This window comes from Aromatoleum evansii (assembly GCF_045689615.1).
In the GTDB taxonomy this organism is placed as follows: domain Bacteria; phylum Pseudomonadota; class Gammaproteobacteria; order Burkholderiales; family Rhodocyclaceae; genus Aromatoleum; species Aromatoleum evansii.
Genome location: NZ_CP141259.1, coordinates 3,307,037 through 3,328,320 on the forward strand (window position 1 = coordinate 3,307,037; position 21,284 = coordinate 3,328,320).

General features: G+C 66.5%; 16 protein-coding genes and 1 tRNA gene. 6 read left to right on the forward strand and 11 right to left on the reverse strand.

The genetic code is table 11. The annotated features are described in order from the left end of the window. Positions 1-2 precede the first annotated feature (2 nt). From U5817_RS15505 to U5817_RS15525, 5 genes are all read left to right on the forward strand, one after another. A complete protein-coding gene (locus tag U5817_RS15505; protein WP_407277944.1) occupies positions 3-1,043 on the forward strand; it encodes a 4Fe-4S binding protein in 1,041 nt (346 codons plus the stop codon). 13 nt (positions 1,044-1,056) lie between these two features. Further along, a complete protein-coding gene (locus U5817_RS15510) occupies positions 1,057-2,922 on the forward strand; it encodes a nitric oxide reductase activation protein NorD (RefSeq protein ID WP_407277945.1) in 1,866 nt (621 codons plus the stop codon). A 4-nt stretch (positions 2,923-2,926) separates the two neighbouring features. After that, positions 2,927-3,679, forward strand: a complete 753-nt coding sequence (locus U5817_RS15515; RefSeq protein WP_169125793.1) for a Crp/Fnr family transcriptional regulator — start codon at positions 2,927-2,929, stop codon at positions 3,677-3,679. A 105-nt stretch (positions 3,680-3,784) separates the two neighbouring features. Next, positions 3,785-4,945, forward strand: coding sequence for an HD-GYP domain-containing protein (locus U5817_RS15520; protein WP_407277946.1), 1,161 nt, complete (start codon positions 3,785-3,787; stop codon positions 4,943-4,945). A gap of 10 nt (positions 4,946-4,955) precedes the next feature. Further along, positions 4,956-5,031 (forward strand) — tRNA-Thr (locus U5817_RS15525). Between the two features lie 81 nt (positions 5,032-5,112). Here U5817_RS15525 and U5817_RS15530 read toward each other — a convergent pair. The 3 genes from U5817_RS15530 to U5817_RS15540 form a co-directional block, all read right to left on the reverse strand. Further along, positions 5,113-7,524, reverse strand: a complete 2,412-nt coding sequence (locus tag U5817_RS15530) for an EAL domain-containing protein (RefSeq protein WP_407277947.1) — start codon at positions 7,522-7,524, stop codon at positions 5,113-5,115. 148 nt (positions 7,525-7,672) lie between these two features. Beyond that, positions 7,673-8,158, reverse strand: a complete 486-nt coding sequence (locus tag U5817_RS15535; RefSeq protein ID WP_407277948.1) for an adenosine-specific kinase — start codon at positions 8,156-8,158, stop codon at positions 7,673-7,675. 141 nt (positions 8,159-8,299) lie between these two features. After that, positions 8,300-10,897, reverse strand: coding sequence for a response regulator (locus tag U5817_RS15540; protein ID WP_407277949.1), 2,598 nt, complete (start codon positions 10,895-10,897; stop codon positions 8,300-8,302). 92 nt (positions 10,898-10,989) lie between these two features. On the opposite strand from U5817_RS15540, the gene U5817_RS15545 reads away from it, so the two are divergent. Next, positions 10,990-12,261, forward strand: a complete 1,272-nt coding sequence (locus U5817_RS15545; protein WP_407277950.1) for an ABC transporter substrate-binding protein — start codon at positions 10,990-10,992, stop codon at positions 12,259-12,261. A 60-nt stretch (positions 12,262-12,321) separates the two neighbouring features. Here U5817_RS15545 and U5817_RS15550 read toward each other — a convergent pair whose 3' ends face one another. From U5817_RS15550 to U5817_RS15585, 8 genes are all read right to left on the reverse strand, one after another. Next, positions 12,322-14,310: an acetoacetate--CoA ligase gene (locus U5817_RS15550; protein WP_407277951.1), complete on the reverse strand. Its 1,989-nt coding sequence runs from the start codon at positions 14,308-14,310 to the stop codon at positions 12,322-12,324. 153 nt (positions 14,311-14,463) lie between these two features. Continuing rightward, positions 14,464-15,474: a fumarylacetoacetate hydrolase family protein gene (locus U5817_RS15555; protein WP_407277952.1), complete on the reverse strand. Its 1,011-nt coding sequence runs from the start codon at positions 15,472-15,474 to the stop codon at positions 14,464-14,466. Further along, complete coding sequence (locus tag U5817_RS15560; protein WP_169125800.1) at positions 15,471-16,016, reverse strand: VOC family protein; 546 nt, start codon at positions 16,014-16,016, stop codon at positions 15,471-15,473. The genes U5817_RS15555 and U5817_RS15560 overlap by 4 nt, the downstream gene beginning before the upstream one ends. Before the next feature lie 20 nt (positions 16,017-16,036). Then, a complete protein-coding gene (locus U5817_RS15565) occupies positions 16,037-16,261 on the reverse strand; it encodes a DUF2783 domain-containing protein (protein ID WP_169125801.1) in 225 nt (74 codons plus the stop codon). 11 nt (positions 16,262-16,272) lie between these two features. Continuing rightward, positions 16,273-17,940: an FAD-dependent oxidoreductase gene (locus tag U5817_RS15570; RefSeq protein ID WP_407277953.1), complete on the reverse strand. Its 1,668-nt coding sequence runs from the start codon at positions 17,938-17,940 to the stop codon at positions 16,273-16,275. Positions 17,941-18,098: 158 nt separating this feature from the next. Continuing rightward, a complete protein-coding gene (locus tag U5817_RS15575) occupies positions 18,099-19,061 on the reverse strand; it encodes an MBL fold metallo-hydrolase (RefSeq protein ID WP_407277954.1) in 963 nt (320 codons plus the stop codon). Positions 19,062-19,455: 394 nt separating this feature from the next. Beyond that, positions 19,456-19,944, reverse strand: a complete 489-nt coding sequence (locus U5817_RS15580) for a phasin family protein (protein ID WP_407277955.1) — start codon at positions 19,942-19,944, stop codon at positions 19,456-19,458. A 195-nt stretch (positions 19,945-20,139) separates the two neighbouring features. Next, positions 20,140-21,201: a diguanylate cyclase domain-containing protein gene (locus U5817_RS15585; RefSeq protein WP_407277956.1), complete on the reverse strand. Its 1,062-nt coding sequence runs from the start codon at positions 21,199-21,201 to the stop codon at positions 20,140-20,142. Between the last annotated feature and the right edge of the window lie 83 nt (positions 21,202-21,284).

Genomic DNA, 21,284 nt, shown 5'->3' on the forward strand with positions numbered 1-21,284 from the left:
CCATGAACGCCCCGCTCCCCTCCCCCTTGCCCGTAACACCACGGGACGACACCAGACCCGCACGGCGCGTTATCCCCATCGCGACCGCAAAGCCGATGGGGCACAATCGCACGCAGAAGAAGCGCATCGCCTTCCAGATCGGCTTCTTCACGCTGTTCGTCCTTGCGCCGGTGTTCGACATCCTCCGCTACGACCTCGACGCGGGCCATGCCTGGCTGCTCGGCATGGAGTGGCGGCTCGGCCTGGACGACTTCCTCGCCGGGCGCATCGGTGCGCTCGAAGCGGGCGCGAATGTGATGTTCCGCCTCTTCGTCCCCATCCTTGTCGGCGCGGCGGCCTTCCTGTGGGTCGCGTGGAAATGGGGGCGCCTGTACTGCGGCTGGCTGTGCCCGCACTTCTCCGTGGTCGAGACGATCAACAAGCTGATGCAGAAGGCCTCGGGCAAGCCCAGCGTGTGGGTCAGGGAACCCCTGCCGCCATGGAAGGCGGACGGCACGCCGTGGCGCGCGGATGCGCGCTGGTGGCTGGTCGTCGTTCCCGCGGCGGTATTCTTCGCCTTCCTGTGGGCGGTGGTGTTCCTGACCTATCTGCTGCCTCCCGCCGAGGTCTACGGCAATCTCTTCGGCGGAGCGCTCACGCGCAACCAGACGATCTTCCTCACCGCCGGCACCTCGGTGCTGACGCTCGAATTCCTCTTCGCGCGCCACCTCTTCTGCCGCTATGCCTGCGCGGTCGGGCTGTTCCAGAGCCTCGCGTGGATGAGCAACCGCAACGCGATGGTCGTCGGCTTCCAGCGGAAGCGCGCGGCCGACTGCGCGAGCTGCCTGCCGGACCGCCAGTCGGCGTGCGACGCGGTGTGCCCGATGCGGCTCACTCCACGCAACATCAAGCGCCTGATGTTCACCTGCACGCAGTGCGCGCAGTGCGTCGAGGCCTGCGAGCAGAGCCAGCGCGACAATCCGCAGGGCTCTTTGCTGCATTGGGTCACCAACGAGGCCGCGCGCCAGAACGAGGCCGGATTCCGCTCCGGCAAGCAACGCTAGCCAGGACAAGGACATGGAAGAAGCCGTAGGCAAGATCTGGCACCGTCTGATCACCCGCGCCGCGATCGGCAACCACCCCGATGCGGTCGTGCGGCTGAAGGACATCGAACGCACGGCGGGCGTGTTCTTCCGGGCACTGGGCGGCGATCCGGGCCTGCGCGTGGCCGCGGCAACCAACGATGAGCATGGCGCACGGCGCGGCTTTCTCGCGCGCATCGCCGGCGCGGGCGACCGGACCGCGCGCGCGCGGATGGATCCGTCAACGCTGCGGCTGCCGCCCGAGATCGACGCCTTTCCCGAAAAGTCGCTGAACCGCGACCTCTACCTGTGGCTTGCGGCGCTGGCCGCCGCGCACGAGGGCCTCGAAGCCGACGGCGAGGACGAAGCCGACCGCGACTTCCGCCGCAACCAGTTCGCGACCTGTGCCGCGCTGCATGCCTGGCCGGGGCTCGCACCGCGCTACCGGCGGCTCGTCGAAGCCTATCTACCCAAGCGCCCAAAGCCCGAGAAACTGCCCCCGCAGGAGGCCGAGCGCGAACGCGCGATCCGGCGCGCACTCGAAGCGCCGGGCACCGTGTTCGCGCTCCCGGCCGTGCCGCAGGGCACGCCACCCGCACACCCCGTGCTGCTGTGGCTCACCGGCTCACTCGCCCCGGCCAGCAGCGCGACCCGCCGCGGCAGCGCCGATCCGGAACAGACCGCCGATGGCGGCCCGCCCGCCTTCGAGGAGTCGGAACGCCGCGCCCATCGCGCCGAGCAGGTCGACATGCCGAAGGAGAAGAACGGCCTGCTGCTCATGTTCCGCGCCGAGAGCCTGCTTGCGATTGCGGAATTCCTGCGCATCAACCGCCCGGCCGACGACGACCCCGATCCCAACGCCGCCGACGCGGCGCGCGACCTCGACCATTTGTCGCTGTCGCAGGACAAGGAGCGCGTCGCCTCCAAGGTGCGTTTCGACCTCGACCTGCCCTCCGCGGCCGAGGACGACGTCGTGCTCGGCGACGGGCTGCCGCTGCCCGAATGGGACTACCGCAAGGGCGTTCTGCTGGAAGATCACGTCCGCCTCGTCGAACTCGCCGCACGCGACGCCCAGCCCTGCCCCCTGCCCGAGCACCTGCGCCGCACCGCGAAGCGCCTGCACCAGCAATTCGCAGCGCTACAGCCAGGCCGGCGCTGGATCAAGGCGCAGGTCGACGGCGCCGAGCTCGACGTCGACGCCATCGTGCGTGCGCAGACCGACCGCGCCGTCGGCCGCCACCCGTCAGACCAGCTCTGGTTGTCGCTGGAGAAGCGCGAACGCGACCTCGCCTGCATGGTACTCGCCGACCTCTCGCTGTCCACCGACAGCTGGGTGTCGAGCGAGGCCCGCGTCATCGACGTGATCCGTGACGCGCTGCTGCTCTTCGGCGAAGCGCTGGGCGCGACCGGCGACCGCTTCGCCATCGCGGGCTTCTCGTCGGTAAAACGCAGCCAGGTCCGCTTCCATCGCCTGAAGGACTTCGGTGACCGCTTCGATGACCGCATCCGCGGTCGCATCAGCGCCATCAAGCCGGGCTACTACACGCGCCTCGGCGCCGCGATCCGTCGCGCGAGCGCCCTGCTGGCCGACGAACCGGCCGCGCGCCGCATCCTGCTGATCCTGTCGGACGGCAAGCCCAACGACCTGGACCTCTACGAAGGCCGCTACGGCATCGAGGACACGCGCGTTGCCATCGCCGAGGCGCGCAAACAAGGGCTCGTGCCGTTCTGCGTCACGATCGACCGCGAGGGCGCAGGCTACCTGCCGCACCTCTTCGGTCCCGCCGGTTTCGCGGTGATCCGCAAGCCGGAGGAGCTCCCCGCGCGCCTGCCGATGTTCTATGCCCAACTGACACGATGATGCCATGCCCGTGACCACAACCGAGCGCGAGACGTCGGCCCCGCTCACCGTCAAGGAGCACGACACCGGACACGTGTGCCGTCTGCTCGCTCATGTGCCCCTCCTCGAGGGACTTGCCCCCGAGGAACTCGCACGCTTCGCCCGCGGCGTGCGCGAGCAGCACGTCGACAAGGGCGATGTGCTCTTCCACCGCGGCGACCCCTGCCACGGCTTCCACCTCGTGCTGTGCGGCCAGATCAAGCTCGCATTCACGTCGGCCGAAGGCCAGGAGAAGGTCATCGAGATCATGCGCCCGGGCCAGAGCTTCGGCGAGGCGGTGATGTTCATGGAAAAGCCTTACTTCGTGATGGCGCAGGCGCTCACCGAAAGCCGACTGCTGCACATCGCGAAGAGCGTGGTGTTCGAGGAGATGGACCGCGACCCCACCTTCTGCCGCCGCATCATCGCCGGGCTGTCGCAGCGCCTGCATCACCTCATCGCCGACGTCGAGACCTACTCGCTGCTCTCCGGCCGCGAACGCATCGTCGGCTACCTGCTGCGCGAGGAGGAAAGCAGCGGCGAACCGGGCCTGTGCGGACGCGTATCGATCCGCCTGCCGACCAGCAAGGGCACGATCGCCTCGCGCCTCAACCTCACGCAGGAGCACTTCTCGCGCATCCTGCACGAGCTGGCCGAAGCGGGCCTCATCGTCGTCGAAGGGCGCACGATCCACATCCCGGATATCGAGCGGCTGCGCACGACCAGCGCCCGCTACTGAACCGCAGCGGCACCGGACGACAGCGCAGGGGGATGTGTCAAAAGTAGTAGCGGCATCGCAGGTCGTAACTGATAATTGATTCCCGTTCCCGCAGACACGGAAATCATGAGCGTCACCGACAGCTGGCAGGAATTCGCCGCATCCGCCGCTAGGCAGGCAGGAAACCTGCATGTCGCCTCGGTCAGCGACAAGGTGCGCGAACTGCACCAGCGCATCCACGAGCGCTACCCGGCCATCGCGCGCATCGCCGTCGCGCTCTACGACCCCGAGATGCGGCGCCTCAAGACCTTCGTCGCCAGCAACGACCCGGGAATCTCGCCGCTGAACGGCTACGAATGTCCGATCGACAGCGTCCCCTCGCTGCTGGCGATTGCAGAAAGCGGACAAGCGCGCGTCGTGAACGACCTCAGCAAGCTGCCCGTATCCGACACGACACACTCGCGCTGGCTGCATCACGAAGGTTTCCTGTCCAGCCTCACCCTGCCGATCCGGCGCAGCGACCAGCTGCTCGGCTTCCTGTTCTTCGACGCACGCGAACGCGACGTCTTCACCGATCCCGTGGTCGCCGACCTCCTCCTCTACGGCCATCTCATCGGCATGATCGTGACGCAGGAGCTGGCGACGGTGCAGATGCTGGTGGGCGGGCTGCGCCTGGCGAGCCAGTTCGCCCACGTGCGCGACCTGGAGACCGGCGCCCATCTCGACCGCATGGCGCGCTATGCCCGTCTCGTCGCCCGCGAGATCGGGCCTTCCCACGGCAAGACGGACGACTACGCGGAAAACATCTTCCTGTTTTCCGCCCTGCACGACATCGGCAAGGTCGGAGTGCCCGACCGCATCCTCCTGAAGCCCGGCAAGCTAGACGACGCCGAACGCGAGGAGATGCGCCGGCACGTCATCGTCGGCCTGCAGATGGCCGAGCGGCTGATCAACGACTTCGGCCTCGCCTCGCTGTCGAACATCGACATGCTGCGCAACATCGTCATCGCGCATCACGAGCGCATGGACGGCAGCGGCTATCCGCACGGCCTCACCGGCGACGCCATCCCGCTCGAAGCACGCATCGTGGCCACGGCGGACGTCTTCGACGCCCTAGCCTGCGCGCGCAGCTACAAACCCGCCTGGACGCTGGAGAACGCCTTCCAGGAAATCGAACGCATGTCAGGCACCCAGCTCTATGCGCCCGCGGTACAGGCCCTGCTCGACTGCCGCGAGGAAGTCGAAGCGATCTATCAGCGCTTTCAGGACGCCATCGTTACGCTATAATCCGGCCCGCGCCGGCATAGCTCAGTTGGTAGAGCAACCGCCTTGTAAGCGGTAGGTCATCTGTTCGAGTCAGATTGTCGGCACCAATCAAGTCAATGCGTTAGCCCGGTCAGTTTGATCGGGCTTTTTGCTTTCCGGGGCCCGTGGGCCGGCTTGAGGTCTTCACTTCAGTGCCGCTGCTGCACGCGCTGGGCGCGTTCCGAGCGCCACGCTGCGAAGGCCTCGGCGCGGAGCGGCTCGCTGATGACGTAGCCCTGCGCGACGTCGCAGCCCTGCGCCGACAGGTGTTCCCAGCCGGCACGATCCTCGACCCCTTCCGCGACGACCTCCAGTTCCAGGTCATGCGCGAGATCGATGGTCGAGCGGACGATGACGTTCGAGTCGGTGTTGGACAGCATGTCCTGCACGAAGGACTTGTCGATCTTGATCGCGTCGACGGGCAGCCTCTGAAGGTAGGCGAGCGAGGAGTAGCCGGTGCCGAAGTCGTCGATGAACAGGGCGGTGCCGAGATCCTTCAGGCGCTGCAGGCACTCCAGGCTGCCCTGCGGGTCCTGCATCAGCGCGCTTTCGGTGAGTTCGAACTGGATGTCCTCGGGCTCGGCGCCCCAGGTCGCGAAATGGTTGCGCACGCGCTCGATCAGCTTGGGATCGCGCAGGTCGCGCGCGGAGAGGTTCACGGCCACCGGCACGCTGAGCCCGTCCTGGCGCCAGACGTAACTCTGGCGGAAGGCGGCCTGCATGACCCAGTCGGTGAGCGGGCTGATGAGTCCGCTGTGTTCGGCGAGGCTGATGAACTCATTGGGCCACAGGGTGCCGCGCTGGGGATGCTCCCAGCGTACCAGCGCTTCGACGCCGCACAGTTCGCCGCTGGCAAGCCTGGCCTTGGGCTGGCAGTAGAGGCGCATCTCGCCGTTGTCGATCGCGCGGTGCAGGTCGCCGATGAGTGCGAGCCGGCGCGCACATTCGCGGTCGCGGCCACCGGTGTAGAGCGCGTGCCCGTGACCCTGCTGGCGCGCCTGGTGCATCGCGACGTTGGCGCGGCGGATCAGTGCGTCGGCCTCGGTGCCGTGGCCGGGGAACACCGCGATGCCGATGCTGCCGCCCGCGTCGAGCATGATCTCGCCGATCGTCACGGGCTCGAGCAGTTCGGTCAGCAGGCGTTGCGCCGTGCGCGACGCGGCGGCGGCATCCGAACGGGGCAGCAGGATCGCAAACTCCGATTCGCCGACGCGGGCGATGGCGGAAGCGTCCTGGACGACGCGCCGGATGCGGGTGGCGACCTCGCACAGCATCGCGTCGCCCTGCTGGTAGCCGAGGGTTTCGTTCACCTCCTGGAAGTGATTCACACCCAGCACGAGCAGCGCCAACGGACCGCTGTGCGACTTCGCGGCGTCGATTTCGGTGCCGAGGCGCATGCGCAGCCTCCAACGGTTCGGCAGACCGGTGAGCGCGTCTTCCTCGGCCATGCGCTTGATCGTTTCCTGCGCTTGGCGGCTCCGTTCGCGCAGGCGCAGCGTGGCGATGCCGAAGGAGAGATCCTCCGCCAGCTCGCCGAGCAGGCTGGCTTCGGCCTCGTCGAATGCGTCCTCCTCGGTCGCGGCGATCGTCAGGTTGCCCAGGATCTCGTCTCCGTGCCGCAACGGAAATGCGCTGACTGCCGCAATGCCGCGCCGCAGGTCCTCGTCACGCCACGGAGCCAGCGCTGCGTCGCTGCGGATGCTGCGGCCGATGCTGGGTTGGCCGGTACGGATCGCCACGCCGGTGGCACCATGTCCGCGTTCGCCTTCCCCCCATGTGAGACGCTGCCATTCGAGGAAGGCGCGATCGATGCCGTGAAAGGCCATGATCGCGACGCTCTTCGCTTCGTCGTGCTGCGCGTAGCCGACCCACGCGAAGCGGTAACCGCCATCCTCGACGATGATCCGGCAGATGTCCTGCAGCAGCCCCTGCTCCTCGGTGGCGCGCACCAGCGCGCGGTTCGCCTCGCTGAGCGTCTTGCGTGCGCGGTCGACGCGGCGCAGGGCCTCCTCCACCGCGGCGTGACGCTCGGCCCGGCGCAGCACGACCATGCCGTAGGCGAGTGCATTCGCCGCCTCCTGGAGGAGGTCGACGGAGCCAGCAGTGAAGTCGCCCACGCGCGCGGACGCGATCTGCAGCACGCCGAGCACCTGCGTCGCATCACGCAGCGGCAGCAGTGCAAGAATCGACGCCTGCCCGGCCGCGACGAGGAAGGGTCGTCCGGCCTGCAGGGCTTCACGCGCGGCAAGGCCCCACGGCGAATCGTCGAGCTGCGGGGAGCCGCTCTCCCCGACGTCGTCCGGCAAGGGCGCGGAGGATGCGACGCGCTGCAGCGTGCCGCACTCCGCATCGGCTCGAGCGATCGCCGCGAATCGGAAGGCGGCCACATCGACGATAGCCTGGCAGACAGCACGCACCAGTCCGGGCTCGTCCATCGCGGCCTGCACGGCGGCGTGTGTCACGCGCAGCACGGTCAGGGCGCCGCTCGGCTCCGACCCTGCCGCCGAAGGAAGCGTCGGCGGCATCTCTTCCCTCTCCGACAATTGCTCGTCCATCGCCATGGCACGCCCCTGTCAGCCGCTGGCCGCCCATTCGCGGATCAGCGCCAGATTTAGACACTTCGTGCGCCGCAAGGTTGATGCGACCACATCGCGGCAATGGCCCGCGGACCACAGCCACCGCGGCGCGCGATCGCCGCCGTTACCGCGCTCAGAGCTTGTAGCCGATCTGCCGCAGCAGCTTCTTGCGCGCGTCGATCTTCTGCTCGTCCTCGATCCCGAGCGGCGGCGAGCCGTCCACGACGCCGATGATGCCCCGCCCCTGCCCCGTCTCCGCCAGCAGGACCTCGACCGGATTGGAGGTCGCGCAGAAGATGCGGCACACCTCGGGCACCTGCTTGATCGCGTTGAGGACGTTGACCGGATAGAAACCTTCGCCGAGGAAGACGATGAAGCTGTGACCCGCGGCGATGGCGTGGGCGTTGGTCTGGGCCAGCAGGACCATTGCGTGGTCGGTGCCCGACCAGCGGATCAGGCAGTCGCCCGATGCCTCGCAGAACGCGAGTCCGAAGCGGATGCCGGGCACGGCATTGACCAGGGCTTCGTGAATGTCCTCGACCGACTTGATGAAGTGCGTCTGGCCGAGGATGAAGTTGATCGGTTCGGGTTTGTCGATCCTGACTGCTATCAGATTCATGATGTCTCGCCTCCCCGATATGGGGCCGCGCCATGTCGTCATGCGTGAACGATGCCTGCGGGCGCGGCCATCCATTTCACCATAGCACCCGGCAGGGCCGGGCGCGGGCCAGCCGCGCAAGCGCCGGACGGCCCCGGGTGATCAAGCGCGGGCGAGCCAGCGCCCGAGCAGTCCGTTCAGTTCGTCGGGCGAGAACGGCTTGCCGAGAAAGTCGTCCATACCAGCCTCTCGACAGCGTTGCAGGCTCTCGTCGCGCTCGCCGGCCGTAAGTGCGACGATCGCCGTGGGCGTCTGGCCGCGTTCGCGCTCGTGCTCGCGCCATGCACGACTGGTTTCCCAGCCGTCCATGCCGGGCATGCGGCAGTCCATCAGCACGAGATCGAGATTTGCATCGCTGCGTGCGACTGCGAGCGCCTCTTGCCCCGACGCGGCCACCTTGACCTCACAGCCCAGCGCTTCGAGCAGACCACAGCTCGCTTCGCGGATACCCGGATCGTCATCGACGAGCAGCACCCGCCCGGTGAACTCCGCCACCGCTGGCGACTTCACCGCCTCGCGCCGCAGCCACCTGACGAGCGTCGCGAGCAGGACGTCGCGATCGACGGGCTTCGACAGGTAGTCGTCCATGCCGGCCTCGATGCATTTTTCGCGATCCCCAGTCATCGCGGACGCGGTGAGGGCGATGATCGGCGTGCGGCGCGCCGGATCCTCGACCAGACGGATGCGGCGCGTCGCCTCGTAGCCGTCCGTACCCGGCATCTGGCAGTCCATCAGGACCAGATCCGGCCTCCATTCATGCACCAGCGCAACGGCCTCGTCGCCGTTGCGGGCCGCCTGCACGACACAGCCGCCGGCACGCAGATATTCGCCGAGCACCTCCAGGCTCACTTCGACATCGTCCGCGAGCAAGACGCGCACACCCGCCAGTCGCGTGGCGACCGCGTGCGGCACCGCTCGCGGCACGGGCGCGGGAAGCGGATCGCCCGGCAGCAGAGGCAGCTCGAACCAGAATGTGCTGCCCCTGCCCTCGCGGCTATTGACTCCGAGTTCGCCGCCCATCAGTCCCACCAGCTGGCGGCAGATCGTCAGCCCCAGGCCGCTGCCGCCGAAGGTGCGGTTGGTCGAAGCGTCGGCCTGCGCGAACTTTTCAAAGATGTGCTCCTGACAATGCCTCGGGATCCCGATCCCGGTGTCGCGCACCTCCACCCGGAGCCGTCCGCCGGCAGCATCCTCCGACTGCCACCCGACGTTCAGGGTCACGCCGCCGGACGGGGTGAACTTCACGGCATTGCCCAGCAGGTTGTCGACCACCTGTCGTATCCGCACCGGATCGCCCTGCAGCAGTGGTGGGACGTCCCCGCTCCAGGAGATCCTGAAGCGCAGGTTCTTCCGCCCTGCAGCAGCCTCATGGATCAGCGCGACGTCGCCGAACAGCGAACGCGGCTCGAAACTCTCCGGCCGGATCGCGAGCTTGCCGGCCTCGATGCGCGAAATATCGAGAATGTCGTTGACGATGTCGAGCAGCTGCCGGGCGCTGTCGTTTGCCAGGCGGACGTACCGGTCCTGCGTGTCGGTCAGGGAAGTGTGACGCAGCAGATCGAGCACGCCCAGGATGCCTGTAAACGGGGTGCGGATCTCGTGGCTCATGTTGGCGAGAAACTCGCTTTTTGCCCTGCTGCACGCCTCCGCTCGCTCGCGCGCACCGCGCACTTCCGTTTCGACGGACTTGCGCTCGGTGACATCGTCGAAGGTCAATACCACACCGCGACCGAGATCCGCGGGATCGATCGCCTTGCACGACAGTGCGCACCAGAACACCTCGCCGCTGCGACGCCGCATCTGCGTTTCCATTCGCAGCACTTCGCCTGCCATGAGCCCGGGCAGCGCCCGGCTGGCAACCTGTTCGTGGGTTGCCGCATCGGGAAACAGGTCCGCCGTCCTGAGGCCGATCAGGCCGCCTTCCGAATGGCCGAAGATCTCGGCCATCTGGCGGTTCGCGCGGGTGATGCGGCGGTCAGCAGGATTGCTCGCGTCCACGTAGGCGATGCCGACGGCGGCCGCATCCAGGGTGGTCTGCTGGACGGCCTCGAGCTGGTCCTTGGCGCGTCGCAGGCCGAGCTCGGCCCGGCGCGCCTGCAGCAGGGCCCAGCCGAGCACCCACATGAGCAGCGCGAAACCCGCGATGATCGCGCCGATGATCAGCCGCATGCCGTCCATCCGTTCGGCGAGTTGCGCGTTCAGGGAGGACAGCATGCCCCAGCGGTCGAGTTCGGCCGCCTCGAAATCGTCCGCAAGACGGCGCACCTCGACGGTGACTTTGGCGAGCTGCTGGTCTGCGGAATTGCGATCGAGGAGCGCGACGCGTGATACCGCCTCGTGGATCGGGCTGATCCGGGCAAGCAGCTCGCGACGCAATCCGGGGGCTGCATCCAGGCCTTCCGCCCCGTAACTCTCGGCAAGCGCGAGCGCTTCCGCGGCACGGGCCAGGTGCTGGCTGCGCTTCAGGACGTCGTCTTCGGTACGCTCGATGCGCTCTTGCGCATGGCCCAGGAAGTAACGCGCCTTCAGCAGGGTGCGCGCACCGTGCACGGCATTGAAGTTCGCGCCGAGAAACTCCTCATGCAGGGTATTGAATCGCGCGAAGCCGATGATCAGCATCACGCCCGCCAGCACCGCCACGATGTAGATGATGAGCGGCAGGCGCTGCGCGCCCTTCGAATCGTCCTTCAATCTGAACATCCCTCATGTTCCGGGCAGGCGAGCAGCTCGCAGGTTGTACCCGGGGGAAACCCCTTTTATCATCGCGGCTATTTTCCGCTCAGGATACCCGGATGGACAATACGCGCGGCGCCAGTTTTCAGCTCGCGAAGCCCCTGCGCCCGCCGCGCCGCATCGGCCTGTTCGCCGCCGCAGCCTTTGGTGCGATGGCCTGCTGCAACGCGGGGCCGGCCACGGCCGCGATTTCCGACGACGAAGTGCGCGTCGGACTCCTCGCGGACATGAGCTCCATCTACGCCAACATTTCCGGCCACGGCTCGGAGACAGCCGCACGGATGGCGATCGAGGATGCCGGAGGGCAGGTCGCCGGCCGGCCGATCAGGCTTGTCGTCGCCGACCACGGAAACGAAGTCGTGCAGGCGGTCGAAACCGCCCGCCGCTGGCTGGACGACGACGGCGTGGATGTGATCGCCGACGTTGTCGCCTCGCCCGCAGCGCTCGCCGTGCAGGAGCTGAACCGTTCGCGCGGCGCGGTAGTCTTCTACAACGGCGTGATGACTTCCGACCTCACCGGCTCCGCCTGCGCCCCCACCGGCATTCACTGGATGTACGACGGCTACGCCTTCACGACCGCGATCGGGCGCGAGCTCACGCAGCGCGGGGCGCGTTCGTGGTATTTCGTCACGGTCGATAACGCGTTCGGCCAGAACGTGCAGGCCGACCTGACCGCAGTGATCGCGGCCAACGGCGGACACGTGATCGGCGCAACCCGGCACGCGCTCGGGCAGGAGCAGCTCTTCGCCCAGCTCCGTCAGGCCGCACAGTCGGGCGCCGACGTGATCGCACTGGTCAATGCCGGCGACGACATGATCCGCGCAGTGCGCCAGAGCTACGACCTGCTCAGCGTCAGCAAGGGCCAGACGGCGCTCGCCGCGGTCGCGACGACGCTCAACGACGTGCACCTGATGAAGCCGCAACTGGCTCAGGGGCTCAAGCTCGCGCACGCCTTCTACTGGAACCGTGACGCCGAGGCGCGCGCCTGGTCGGAGCGCTTCCGCGCGCGCACCGGGGCAATGCCGAACGACATGCAGGCCGGGGTGTACTCGGCCCTCACGCATTACTTCAAGGCCGTCGCGGCGAGCGGCAGCGACAAGGGCACGACCGTGGTGGCGAAGATGCGCGAACTACCGATCCGCGACCCCATAGTGCGCAACGCCCGTCTGCGCGAGGACGGCCGCATGGTGCACGACACCTACCTGATGGAAGTGAAGAAGCCGGCCGAGATCACCGTCCCGTGGGACTACCTGCGCATCCTGCGCACCATTCCCGCAGAAAAGGCATTCAAGCCGCTCGCCGAGGGCGGCTGCCCCCTCGTCAAGCACTGAACGGCGATCAGCTGCCCCCGTTACCGCCGCACGGCGGCAACGGGGGAGCGACTGCTGCCGCTATTCGGTCAGTTCGACCCGATCGCGGAAGAACCCGAGCGCCTCCGGATTCGCGAGCGCCTCCAGGTTCTTCACCGGCCGGCCATGCACCACGTTGCGCACCGCGAGTTCGACGATCTTGCCGCTCTTGGTGCGCGGGATGTCGTCGACCTGCAGCACTTTCGCCGGCACGTGGCGCGGCGTGGTGTTGTCCCGGATGGTCTGCCTGATGCGCGCGACGAGGGTGTCGTCGAGCACGAGCCCCTCGCGCAGCTTCACGAACAGCACCACGCGCACGTCGTTCGGGTTCTGCGGCGGCCAGTCCTGCCCGATCACCAGCGACTCGACGACTTCCGGCAGGCGCTCGACCTGGCGGTAGATCTCGGCGGTGCCGATGCGCACGCCGCCGGGGTTCAGGGTCGCGTCCGAACGGCCGTGGATGACGAGACCGCCATGCTCGGTGATCTCGCAGAAATCGCCGTGACACCACACGTTGGGAAAGCGGTCGAAATAGGCGGCGTGGTACTTCGAACCGTCCGCGTCGCCCCAGAAACCGATCGGCATCACCGGGAAGGGCCTGGTGCAGACGAGTTCTCCCTTGGCCTCGCGCAGCGGCCTGCCCTCGTCGTCCCAGACGTCGACCGCCATGCCGAGCCCGCGGCATTGGATTTCCCCGCGCCACACCGGCAGCACCGGCGAGCCGAGAACGAAGCACGAGATGATGTCGGTGCCGCCGGAGATCGAAGCGAGCTGCAGATCGGCCTTGATGTCGCGATAGACGTAGTCGAAGCCTTCCGGCACGAGCGGGCTGCCGGTGCTCATCATCACACGCACGGAGGCGAGGCTGTGCGTCTCGCGCGGCTTCAGATTGAACTTCGCCGCAGCGTCGATGAACTTCGCCGAGGTGCCGAAGTGCGTCATGTGCTCGGCGTCGGCGTAGTCGAAGAGGATCTGGTTGTCGGACGCGAAGGGCGACCCGTCGTAGAGGAGCAGCGTCGCCCCCGCGGCGAGGCCCGACACGAGCCAGTTCCACATCATCCAGCCGCAGGTGGTGAAGTAGAACAGGCGGTCGCCGGGCTTGACGTCGGCGTGCAGGCGATGCTCCTTCAGGTGCTGCAGCAGCGCCCCGCCCGCGCAGTGCACGATGCACTTCGGCACCCCGGTCGTGCCCGAGGAGTACATGATGTAGAGGGGATGATCGAAGGGCAGCTGCTCGAAGGCGATGTCGTCAACGAAATGGAACGGCGCGATGTACTCCGCCCACATATGCGCATGCGGGATGCCCTTCAGATCATGTTCGGCGTGGACGTACGGCACGACCACCACATGCTTCACGGATGGCAACTGGCGCACGATGTCGCCCAGCTTGCCGAGGATGTCGATGGTCTTGCCGCCGTAGAAGTAGCCGTCGCAGGCAATCAGCACCTTGGGCGCCGTCTGGCCGAAGCGGTCGAGCACACCCTGCACGCCGAAGTCGGGCGATGCGGACGTGAAGATCGCACCGATGCTCGCCGCGGCCAGCATCGCGATCACCGTCTCGGGCATGTTCGGCATGTAGGCGGCGATGCGGTCGCCCTTCTGCACGCCCATGTCGCGCAGCGCCGCGACGAAATGGGCGACGGCACGGTACATCTCGCCGTGGGTCATGCGGTTCTGCACGCGGTCCTCGCCCCAGAACACGAGCGCATCGTGAGCGTCGCGCGAGCGCAGCAGGTTCTGCGCGAAGTTGAGGCGCGCGTCGGGGAACCACTTTGCACCGGGCATGCGGTCGCCATCCACCAGCACGCGTTCGCCGCGCTCGCCGATCACGCCACCGCCGGTCTTGTCACCCTCCCAGACGCTCACCCAGAACTCCTCGGGCGAAGCGACGGACCAGGCATGGAGCGCATCGTAGTCCGGCAGCGACCGCCCCCAGCGTTTCTCGGCGGCGAGGCGGAAGGCCGTGACGCCGGCGGATGCGATGCGTTCGGCGGAAGGGGTCCAGAGCGGAGCGGCAAGTTTGTCGGTCATGGGAAGCACCATCCGTTTTAGTGTCACTCCATTCTATCCTTGCAGCATCACATTGATTATCCCGGCGATCAAATACCTTGCGGGCTGAGCCCTTCGACGCGGCTCAGGACGAACGAAGGTGATTGATCACCGCCTTGATTGCACCGCACCCGATCAGGAGACGAGCTTCGCGACGGTGTTCTCGATGCGACCGAAGATGCTGCAGCCGGCGGCGTCGAACATCTCGATGCGCACGGTGTCGCCGTCGCGCATGAAGGGCGTTGCGGGCTTGCCCTGCTCGATCGTTTCCCAGGTGCGGACTTCGGCGAGGCAGCAGTAGCCCACGCCCCCGTGCTCGATCGACGAGCCCCACAGGTTGCCGGCCTTGTTCGAGACGGTGCCCGAGCCGATGATCGAGCCGGCTTCAAGTTCGCGCGTCTTCGCGACGTGCGCGACGAGCTGGCCGAAGTTGAAGCTCATGTCGACGCCGGCATTCGGCTTGCCGAAGAGGCGCTCATTGAGATGCACAACGAGCGGCAGATGCACCTTCGCGTCGCGCCAGGCATCGCCCAGTTCGTCGGGCGTCACCGCGACGGGCGAGAAGGCCGAGGCCGGTTTCGACTGGAAGAAACCGAAGCCCTTCGCGAGCTCGTTCGGGATCAGGCCGCGCAGCGACACGTCGTTCACCAGCATGACGAGACGGATCGCCTTCGCGGCCTCGTCCGGCGTCGCGCCCATCGGCACGTCGCCGGTCACGACGGTGACTTCGGCCTCGAAGTCGATGCCCCAGCTCTCGTCGGCGACGACCTTGTCGCGCGGGCCGATGAAGCTGTCCGAGCCGCCCTGGTACATCAGCGGGTCGGTGTAGAAGCTCTCCGGCACGTCCGAGTTGCGCGCCTTGCGCACGAGCTCGACGTGGTTCAGGTAGGCCGAGCCGTCTGCCCACTGGTAGGCGCGCGGCAGCGGCGAATGGCACGCGGCTTCGTCGAAGGGCTGCGCATCGACGGCGCCGCTGTTGAGCGCCTCATACACCTGGCGCAGCTGCGGCTCGCAGTCGGACCAGTTGTCGAGCGCCGCCTGCAGCGTGCGGGCGATCGCGGGAACGGCGCGGCAGCGGGCGAGATCGCGGCTGACGACGACGAGGGTGCCGTCGCGCCCGCCTTGCTTGAGGGTCGCGAGTTTCACTTGAACATCTCCTTGTAGCGTCCGTCGTGCATCCAGGCGGCGTGCTTCGGCGCGCGCTTAGTCTGCGCCCATTCTTCCAGCATGTCCCATTTGACCTTGTCGAGCGCCTCCAGCATCTTCGGCGAACCGGTGTTGGCGGCGAGTTCGAGCCGGTGGCCGTTCGGGTCGAAGAAATAGATCGACTTGAACAGTGCGTGGTCGGTCGGTCCGATCACCTCGATGCCGGCGGCTTCAAGGCGTGCCTTGGCGGCCATCAGCACATCCATCGACTCGACCTGCAGCGCGAGGTGCTGCGTCCACGCCGGGGTGTTCTCGTCGCGCCCCATCCGTGGACGGGTCGGCAGCTCGAAGAACGCGAGCACGTTGCCCATGCCGGCGTCGAGGAAGATGTGCATGTAGGGGTCGGCCTCGCCCGTGGAGGGGACGGCATCCTCGGCGATCGACAGGATCAGCTTCATGTCGAGGTGCTTCTCGTACCAGCGTGCGGTTACGAGCGCGTCGTGGCAGCGATAGGCCACGTGGTGGATCTTCTGGATCAGCATTCCGGTCTCCGTAGCGTTTGTCAGGCGCCTTCGCGCGCGATCTGCATCGCCTCGCGCAGCACCGAGATGTCACCGATATGGTTCGCGAGCAGCAGGATCAGGCGCGCATTCACCATCGCGCTCTGCTCGTCCGTAAGATCGCGGTGCGTGTCGATCAGTGCCTCGTAAAAATCGTCGCCGGGCGAAAAGGCGCGGAAATGGCGTTTGCCGGGTTCGTGCAGGTTCGGTTGCGTGTTTAGGGCCATGGCAGTCTCCATCAGGCGTTGCAGGTGGCGCGCGCCACGGCGGCACGCACTCGGGCGACGTCCAGCACCCGCCAGCGGGCGGCCACGTGCTGGTCCGGGCGCAGTAGGTAGCTCGTGCCTTCGCGCAGGTCGTAGCGCTCGCGCACACGGCCCTTTGCGTCGATCAGCGTCTTCAGGCCGGCCGGCGCGGTTCCACGCTCGGCGACGACTATCGCCTCGACCGGGATCTGCGCGTCGACGAGGCTGCGCAGGGCCTGGGCAGTCGGCGCGTCGAGTGCGCTTGCGTCCGGGATGTAATGCAGCAGTTGGAAGCGGTTCCCGACGGCGCGGAGCAGCCATTGCGTGCCGTCGGCCATCGCGACGGGGGCGTCGTCCATCGGTGCTCCGGGGATCATGGTGCCGGCGAAGACATCGCTATCGGCCGTGTTCAGGCGCGAACCGACAAGGAAGCTCGGCACCGAGAGGCGCCCGGAATTGACCAGCGCACGGGCGAACGGGAATTGCTCCGCCAGCCCCAGCACCGCATTGCGGAAGGTCGTGCTCACTGTGCTTTTCGGCGTGATGAAGTCGGTCGAGCGCGTCGAGTTCATGATGTTCTCGTCGGCGGCGTAGCAGCGCTCCTCCGAATAGGTGTCGAGCAGCGTCGCCGGCGCCTTGCCGTCCATCACGAGTTTGAGCTTCCACACGAGGTTGTCGGTGTCCTGGATGCCGGAGTTGGCGCCGCGCGCACCGAAGGGGGAGACCTGGTGCGCGGCGTCGCCCACGAAGAGCACGCGGCCGTGGTTGAAGCTGTTCATGCGACGGCACTGGAAGGTGTAGACGCTGACCCACTCCAGCTCGAATTCGCGATCATCACCCAACATCGCCTTGATGCGCGGGATCACCTTTTCCGGCTTCTTCTCTACCTCCGGATCGACGTTCCAGCCGAGCTGGAAATCGATGCGGAACACGTTGTCCGCCTGGCGGTGCAGCAGCACCGACTGGTTGCGATGGAAAGGCGGGTCGAACCAGAACCAGCGCTCGGTCGGGAAATCCGCCTTCATGACGACGTCTGCGATCAGGAAGCGGTCCATGAAGATCTTGCCGTCGATGTCCAGGCCGAGCATCGTGCGGATCGGGCTGCGTGCGCCATCGGCGACGATCAGCCAGTCGGCGCGCACGGTGTAGGCGCCGTCCGGCGTCTCGACGCGCAGGGTCGCGCGGTCCTCGGCCGGCGTCACACCGATCACGTTGTTCTTGAAGCGGATCTCGAGATTCGGCAGCTGGCGCGCGCGCTTGATCAGGTCGTCTTCGAGGTAGTACTGCTGCAGGTTGATCATGCCCGGCCGGTGGTGGTCCGGTTCGGGGCAGAGGTTGAAGTTGAACACTTCCTCCTCGCGGAAGAAGGTGCGACCCACATTCCACGATACGCCCTTCTGCACCATCTCCTCGGCGCAGCCGAGGCGGTCCAACACTTCCAGCGTGCGCTTCGCGTAGCACACGCCACGCGAGCCGATCGACACCGTATCGTCGTTGTCGAGCAGCAGCACGCTCTGGCCCTGCTGGGCGAGGTCGATCGCGGCCGTGAGGCCGACCGGGCCGGCGCCGACGATCACCACCGGGTAGTGTCCCTCCCGCCCTTCGGCGATTTCCGGCGGGCGGACGTATTCGAACTTCGGGTACTGGAACGTGCTCAGCACGGGTGTCTCCTCCATGTGTTTCATCGCTCCGGCGCCGCCTCTGGACGTGCGTTGGGCCGGAGTCCGGCGCCCATGCGGGCGCAACTCTGATCGGCTGATCGTTCAGCCACCTCAATAGGGAACCCGGAGCGGCCAGTGATCGGACCGCTCCGGCAGGATCACTCCTGCAGCGAGTGCCACATCTGCTGGTCGCGCTCGGCGGTCCAGATGCGCGGGTCGCGGATGCCGCTCGCCTCGTCGTGCGCACGCGTCACGTCGAAGGGCAGGCAGTGCTCGTAGATGAAGACCTGGCCGAACTTCGGGTCCATGTTCTTGCGCGTGTGCGCCATCGTCGCCTTCAGGTCGAAGCCCTGCGCGACGGCTTCCTGCGCGCTCCGGTACAGCGTCGAGACGAAGTCGCGCGTGTAGGCGAGGCCGGCATCGACCGCCTCGCGGCCGATCAGCGCGGGGCCGCGGCCCGGCACGAGCTTGTCGAATTTCATCGCGGCGAGCCTGTCGAGCGTCTGCGGCCAGTCGGCGAGATAGGCGTCGCCGGTGTAGCAGGCGGCGTCCGCTTCGACGAGGTCGCCCGAGAAGCAGATGTTCTGCGCGGGCAGATAGACGATGGTGTCGCCCTTCGTGTGGCCGCGGCCGAGCTGCTTGATCTTCACTTCGAGCGTGCCCATCCACAGGGTCATCTCGCCTTCGAAGGTCATCGTCGGCCAGGTCAGGCCCGGCACGCTCTCGACGGCCTGGAAGAGGCGCGGGAAGCGGCCGATCTCGGAATCCATGTCCTGCTGGCCACGCTCGACGATCAGGTCCCAGGTGTCGCGGCTCGCGATGATCTGCTCCAGGCCTTCGTTCTTGTAGCCCGAAGCGCCGAGCACGCGCACCGCGTGGTAGTGCGTCAACACGACGTACTTGATCGGCTTGTCGGTGATCTCGCGCACCTTGGCGATCACGCCCTGCGCGGCGACGGGGGTCGCGGTGGCGTCGATGATCATCACGCCGTCGTCGCCGATGATCACGCCGGTATTCGGGTCACCCTCGGCCGTGTAGGCATAGGCGTTGTCCGAGAGCTTGTCCCAGCTGATCTTCTTTTCTTCGAGGTCGGCCTGCGAGGCGAATTTCTTGGTGGTCATGGTTTTGGGGTCTCTGTGGGTGTGGGGGACGATTTGAATCCTAGACACAAATTCGTCTATGGTCAATTGCTTCGGTATTATCGAATCGCAGAATGCAGTCACCGCTGACTCGTGCTCCCACTGTCCGCTCGAGGACGTGCGAACGCCGATCACTGTTGTAACGTGATCAGCGGTATCGGGTAACACAGGGAGAGGGAGACGGAGCGTCTCTCACCGACTGGCGGCAGGACGCCGGCACCGGACGCGGTCACGACCTTCGTCGCGGCAGTCCGGGCGCAAGGATGCGCTTTTGACCTCCGACGGCGCGGAGGCAAATCGGAGGATGTTGCGTGTGCAGCCGGGACTTCGGACGCGGGCCCGATCCAGGAACGGATCGTGCCGCGCAAACTCCGACTCAGGCCGCCTTGTTCAGGTGGCGATACTTCGCAACGGACGATGTCCAGGCCTCACCGGCTTCGCCGAATGATCCCACCGCGGCTGCGGAAAGATCCCTCAAGCTGCGCTCGAAGAGATTGAACGCCCCTTTCCAGGCTTCCGGCGCCGGGAACGTCATCGCGGGGATGGCAAGCTGATAACCGAGCAGTCGCGCAGACTCGAGTTGTGCGGCCGTCACCGTCTCGTAGCTATCCTTGGCAAGCGCCAAGGTCTTCTCCAACAGCGACTGCCCTAACGCCAGTGGCAAGCCGGCCGGGTCAGCGGCGGGTTTTCCGCTTGCGGCGGCTTTCGTCGCCGCAACACACTCCTCGAGCGCTGCACGCGAAACCGCAAGGGTGCTGCGAGTGAGATGCTCGGTGCAATCCAGATAGACGCGGGACGATGCCATGAAGGCGTCGACCGTGTTCGCGAAGGATCGCTCAATGCTGGTGTGGGGTTTGGTGGTCATTGTGATTCCTTTCTTGAATCTTCCGGCAACAAGCAACCCTGACATATGACTTGTCATTGATCCTGCTGCTCGGGATGTGCCACTCGCTGGCGGATGCCTGCGGCGGATTTGGGGGATAAATCGAGTATGGCCCTTTACTACTGCGAGTCCACCATTTGTTTGTAACGCCGGCAGACGATCGAATCCGCGGCAAGCTCAAGTGTCGGAGACTCGTTTCCGCTTCTGCTCATACATCAATTGATCCGCACGCAGGAGATACTCCGACAGGCTCAGTTCGGAGCTCGGATCACATTGCACGATCCCCGTGCTGAACGAGATCCGGTAGGAACAATCCGGCCGCGGCGTGAAGTCTGCGAGGCTCTGTCGTATCCGGGCCTGGAGCACGTCGGGCTGCGAGGTATCGATCGTGAACACGGCAAATTCGTCGCCGCCGATGCGGGCAAGGACGTCGGCATCGCGAAAGCACCGCTGCAGTATGCGCGCCACATCTTCGATGAGATCATCGCCGACATCGTGCCCATATGCGTCGTTGATCGCCTTCAAGCGATCGATATCGATGAAGACGAGAGCACTTGGCACCCGCTGGCGACGGGAAAGCTTGAAACTGCGCTCGGCGTGAAGGAAGAAGCCGCGCCGGTTCAGGAGGCCCGTCATCATGTCGGTCACCGAGATCCTGTGGATTTCCTCTTCCACGGAGTCCCGCCTCAGCAACTCGACCGCATGAAGACGGGCGGCTTCTGCAATCTCGGTCGACTTTGTCTCGATCCGGTCTTCGAGCGTTTTCCGGAAATTGACGTTGCCGAGTGCGGCTCCCGTGATCTCACCAAGCAGGCGCAAGGTCGGAACCAGCCGTGCGAGTTCCTTGCGGTACCCCTGCCGATACCACACCGACACCAGCGCCCCCATCGGCCTGACGGGCGGGAACGGATATGCGATCAGGCTTGCGATGCCAAGCGCAGCGAGTTCGTCCTCGCGCATGCCGGAATCCGGTGCAATCTCTGGAAGCAGGATCGGTGTCCGGTCGGCCATTGCGCGTCGCGCAATCCGCAGCAAGGCCGACGCTTCCTGCGTCGGCATGGGCCGTCGGTGATGGCCGAATTCCGTGACGAACTCGCGCTCGCCGTCATGAACGACCAAGAGGCTCCCGTCCGAATGGAGAAGATCGGGGATGGCCTGCCCCGCAAGTTCGAGGACTTCCCCGAGGTCGGATGCCTGCAGGAAATCACGTCCAAGGGCAAGGAGACGTCGCAGCACCACGGAGCTCTCCGCCGGTCCCTGTGCCATCGCAGTTCCCCCTCAATGATTGCCCCTCGACGTCGAGCGACAAAGGCCGGTCCGGA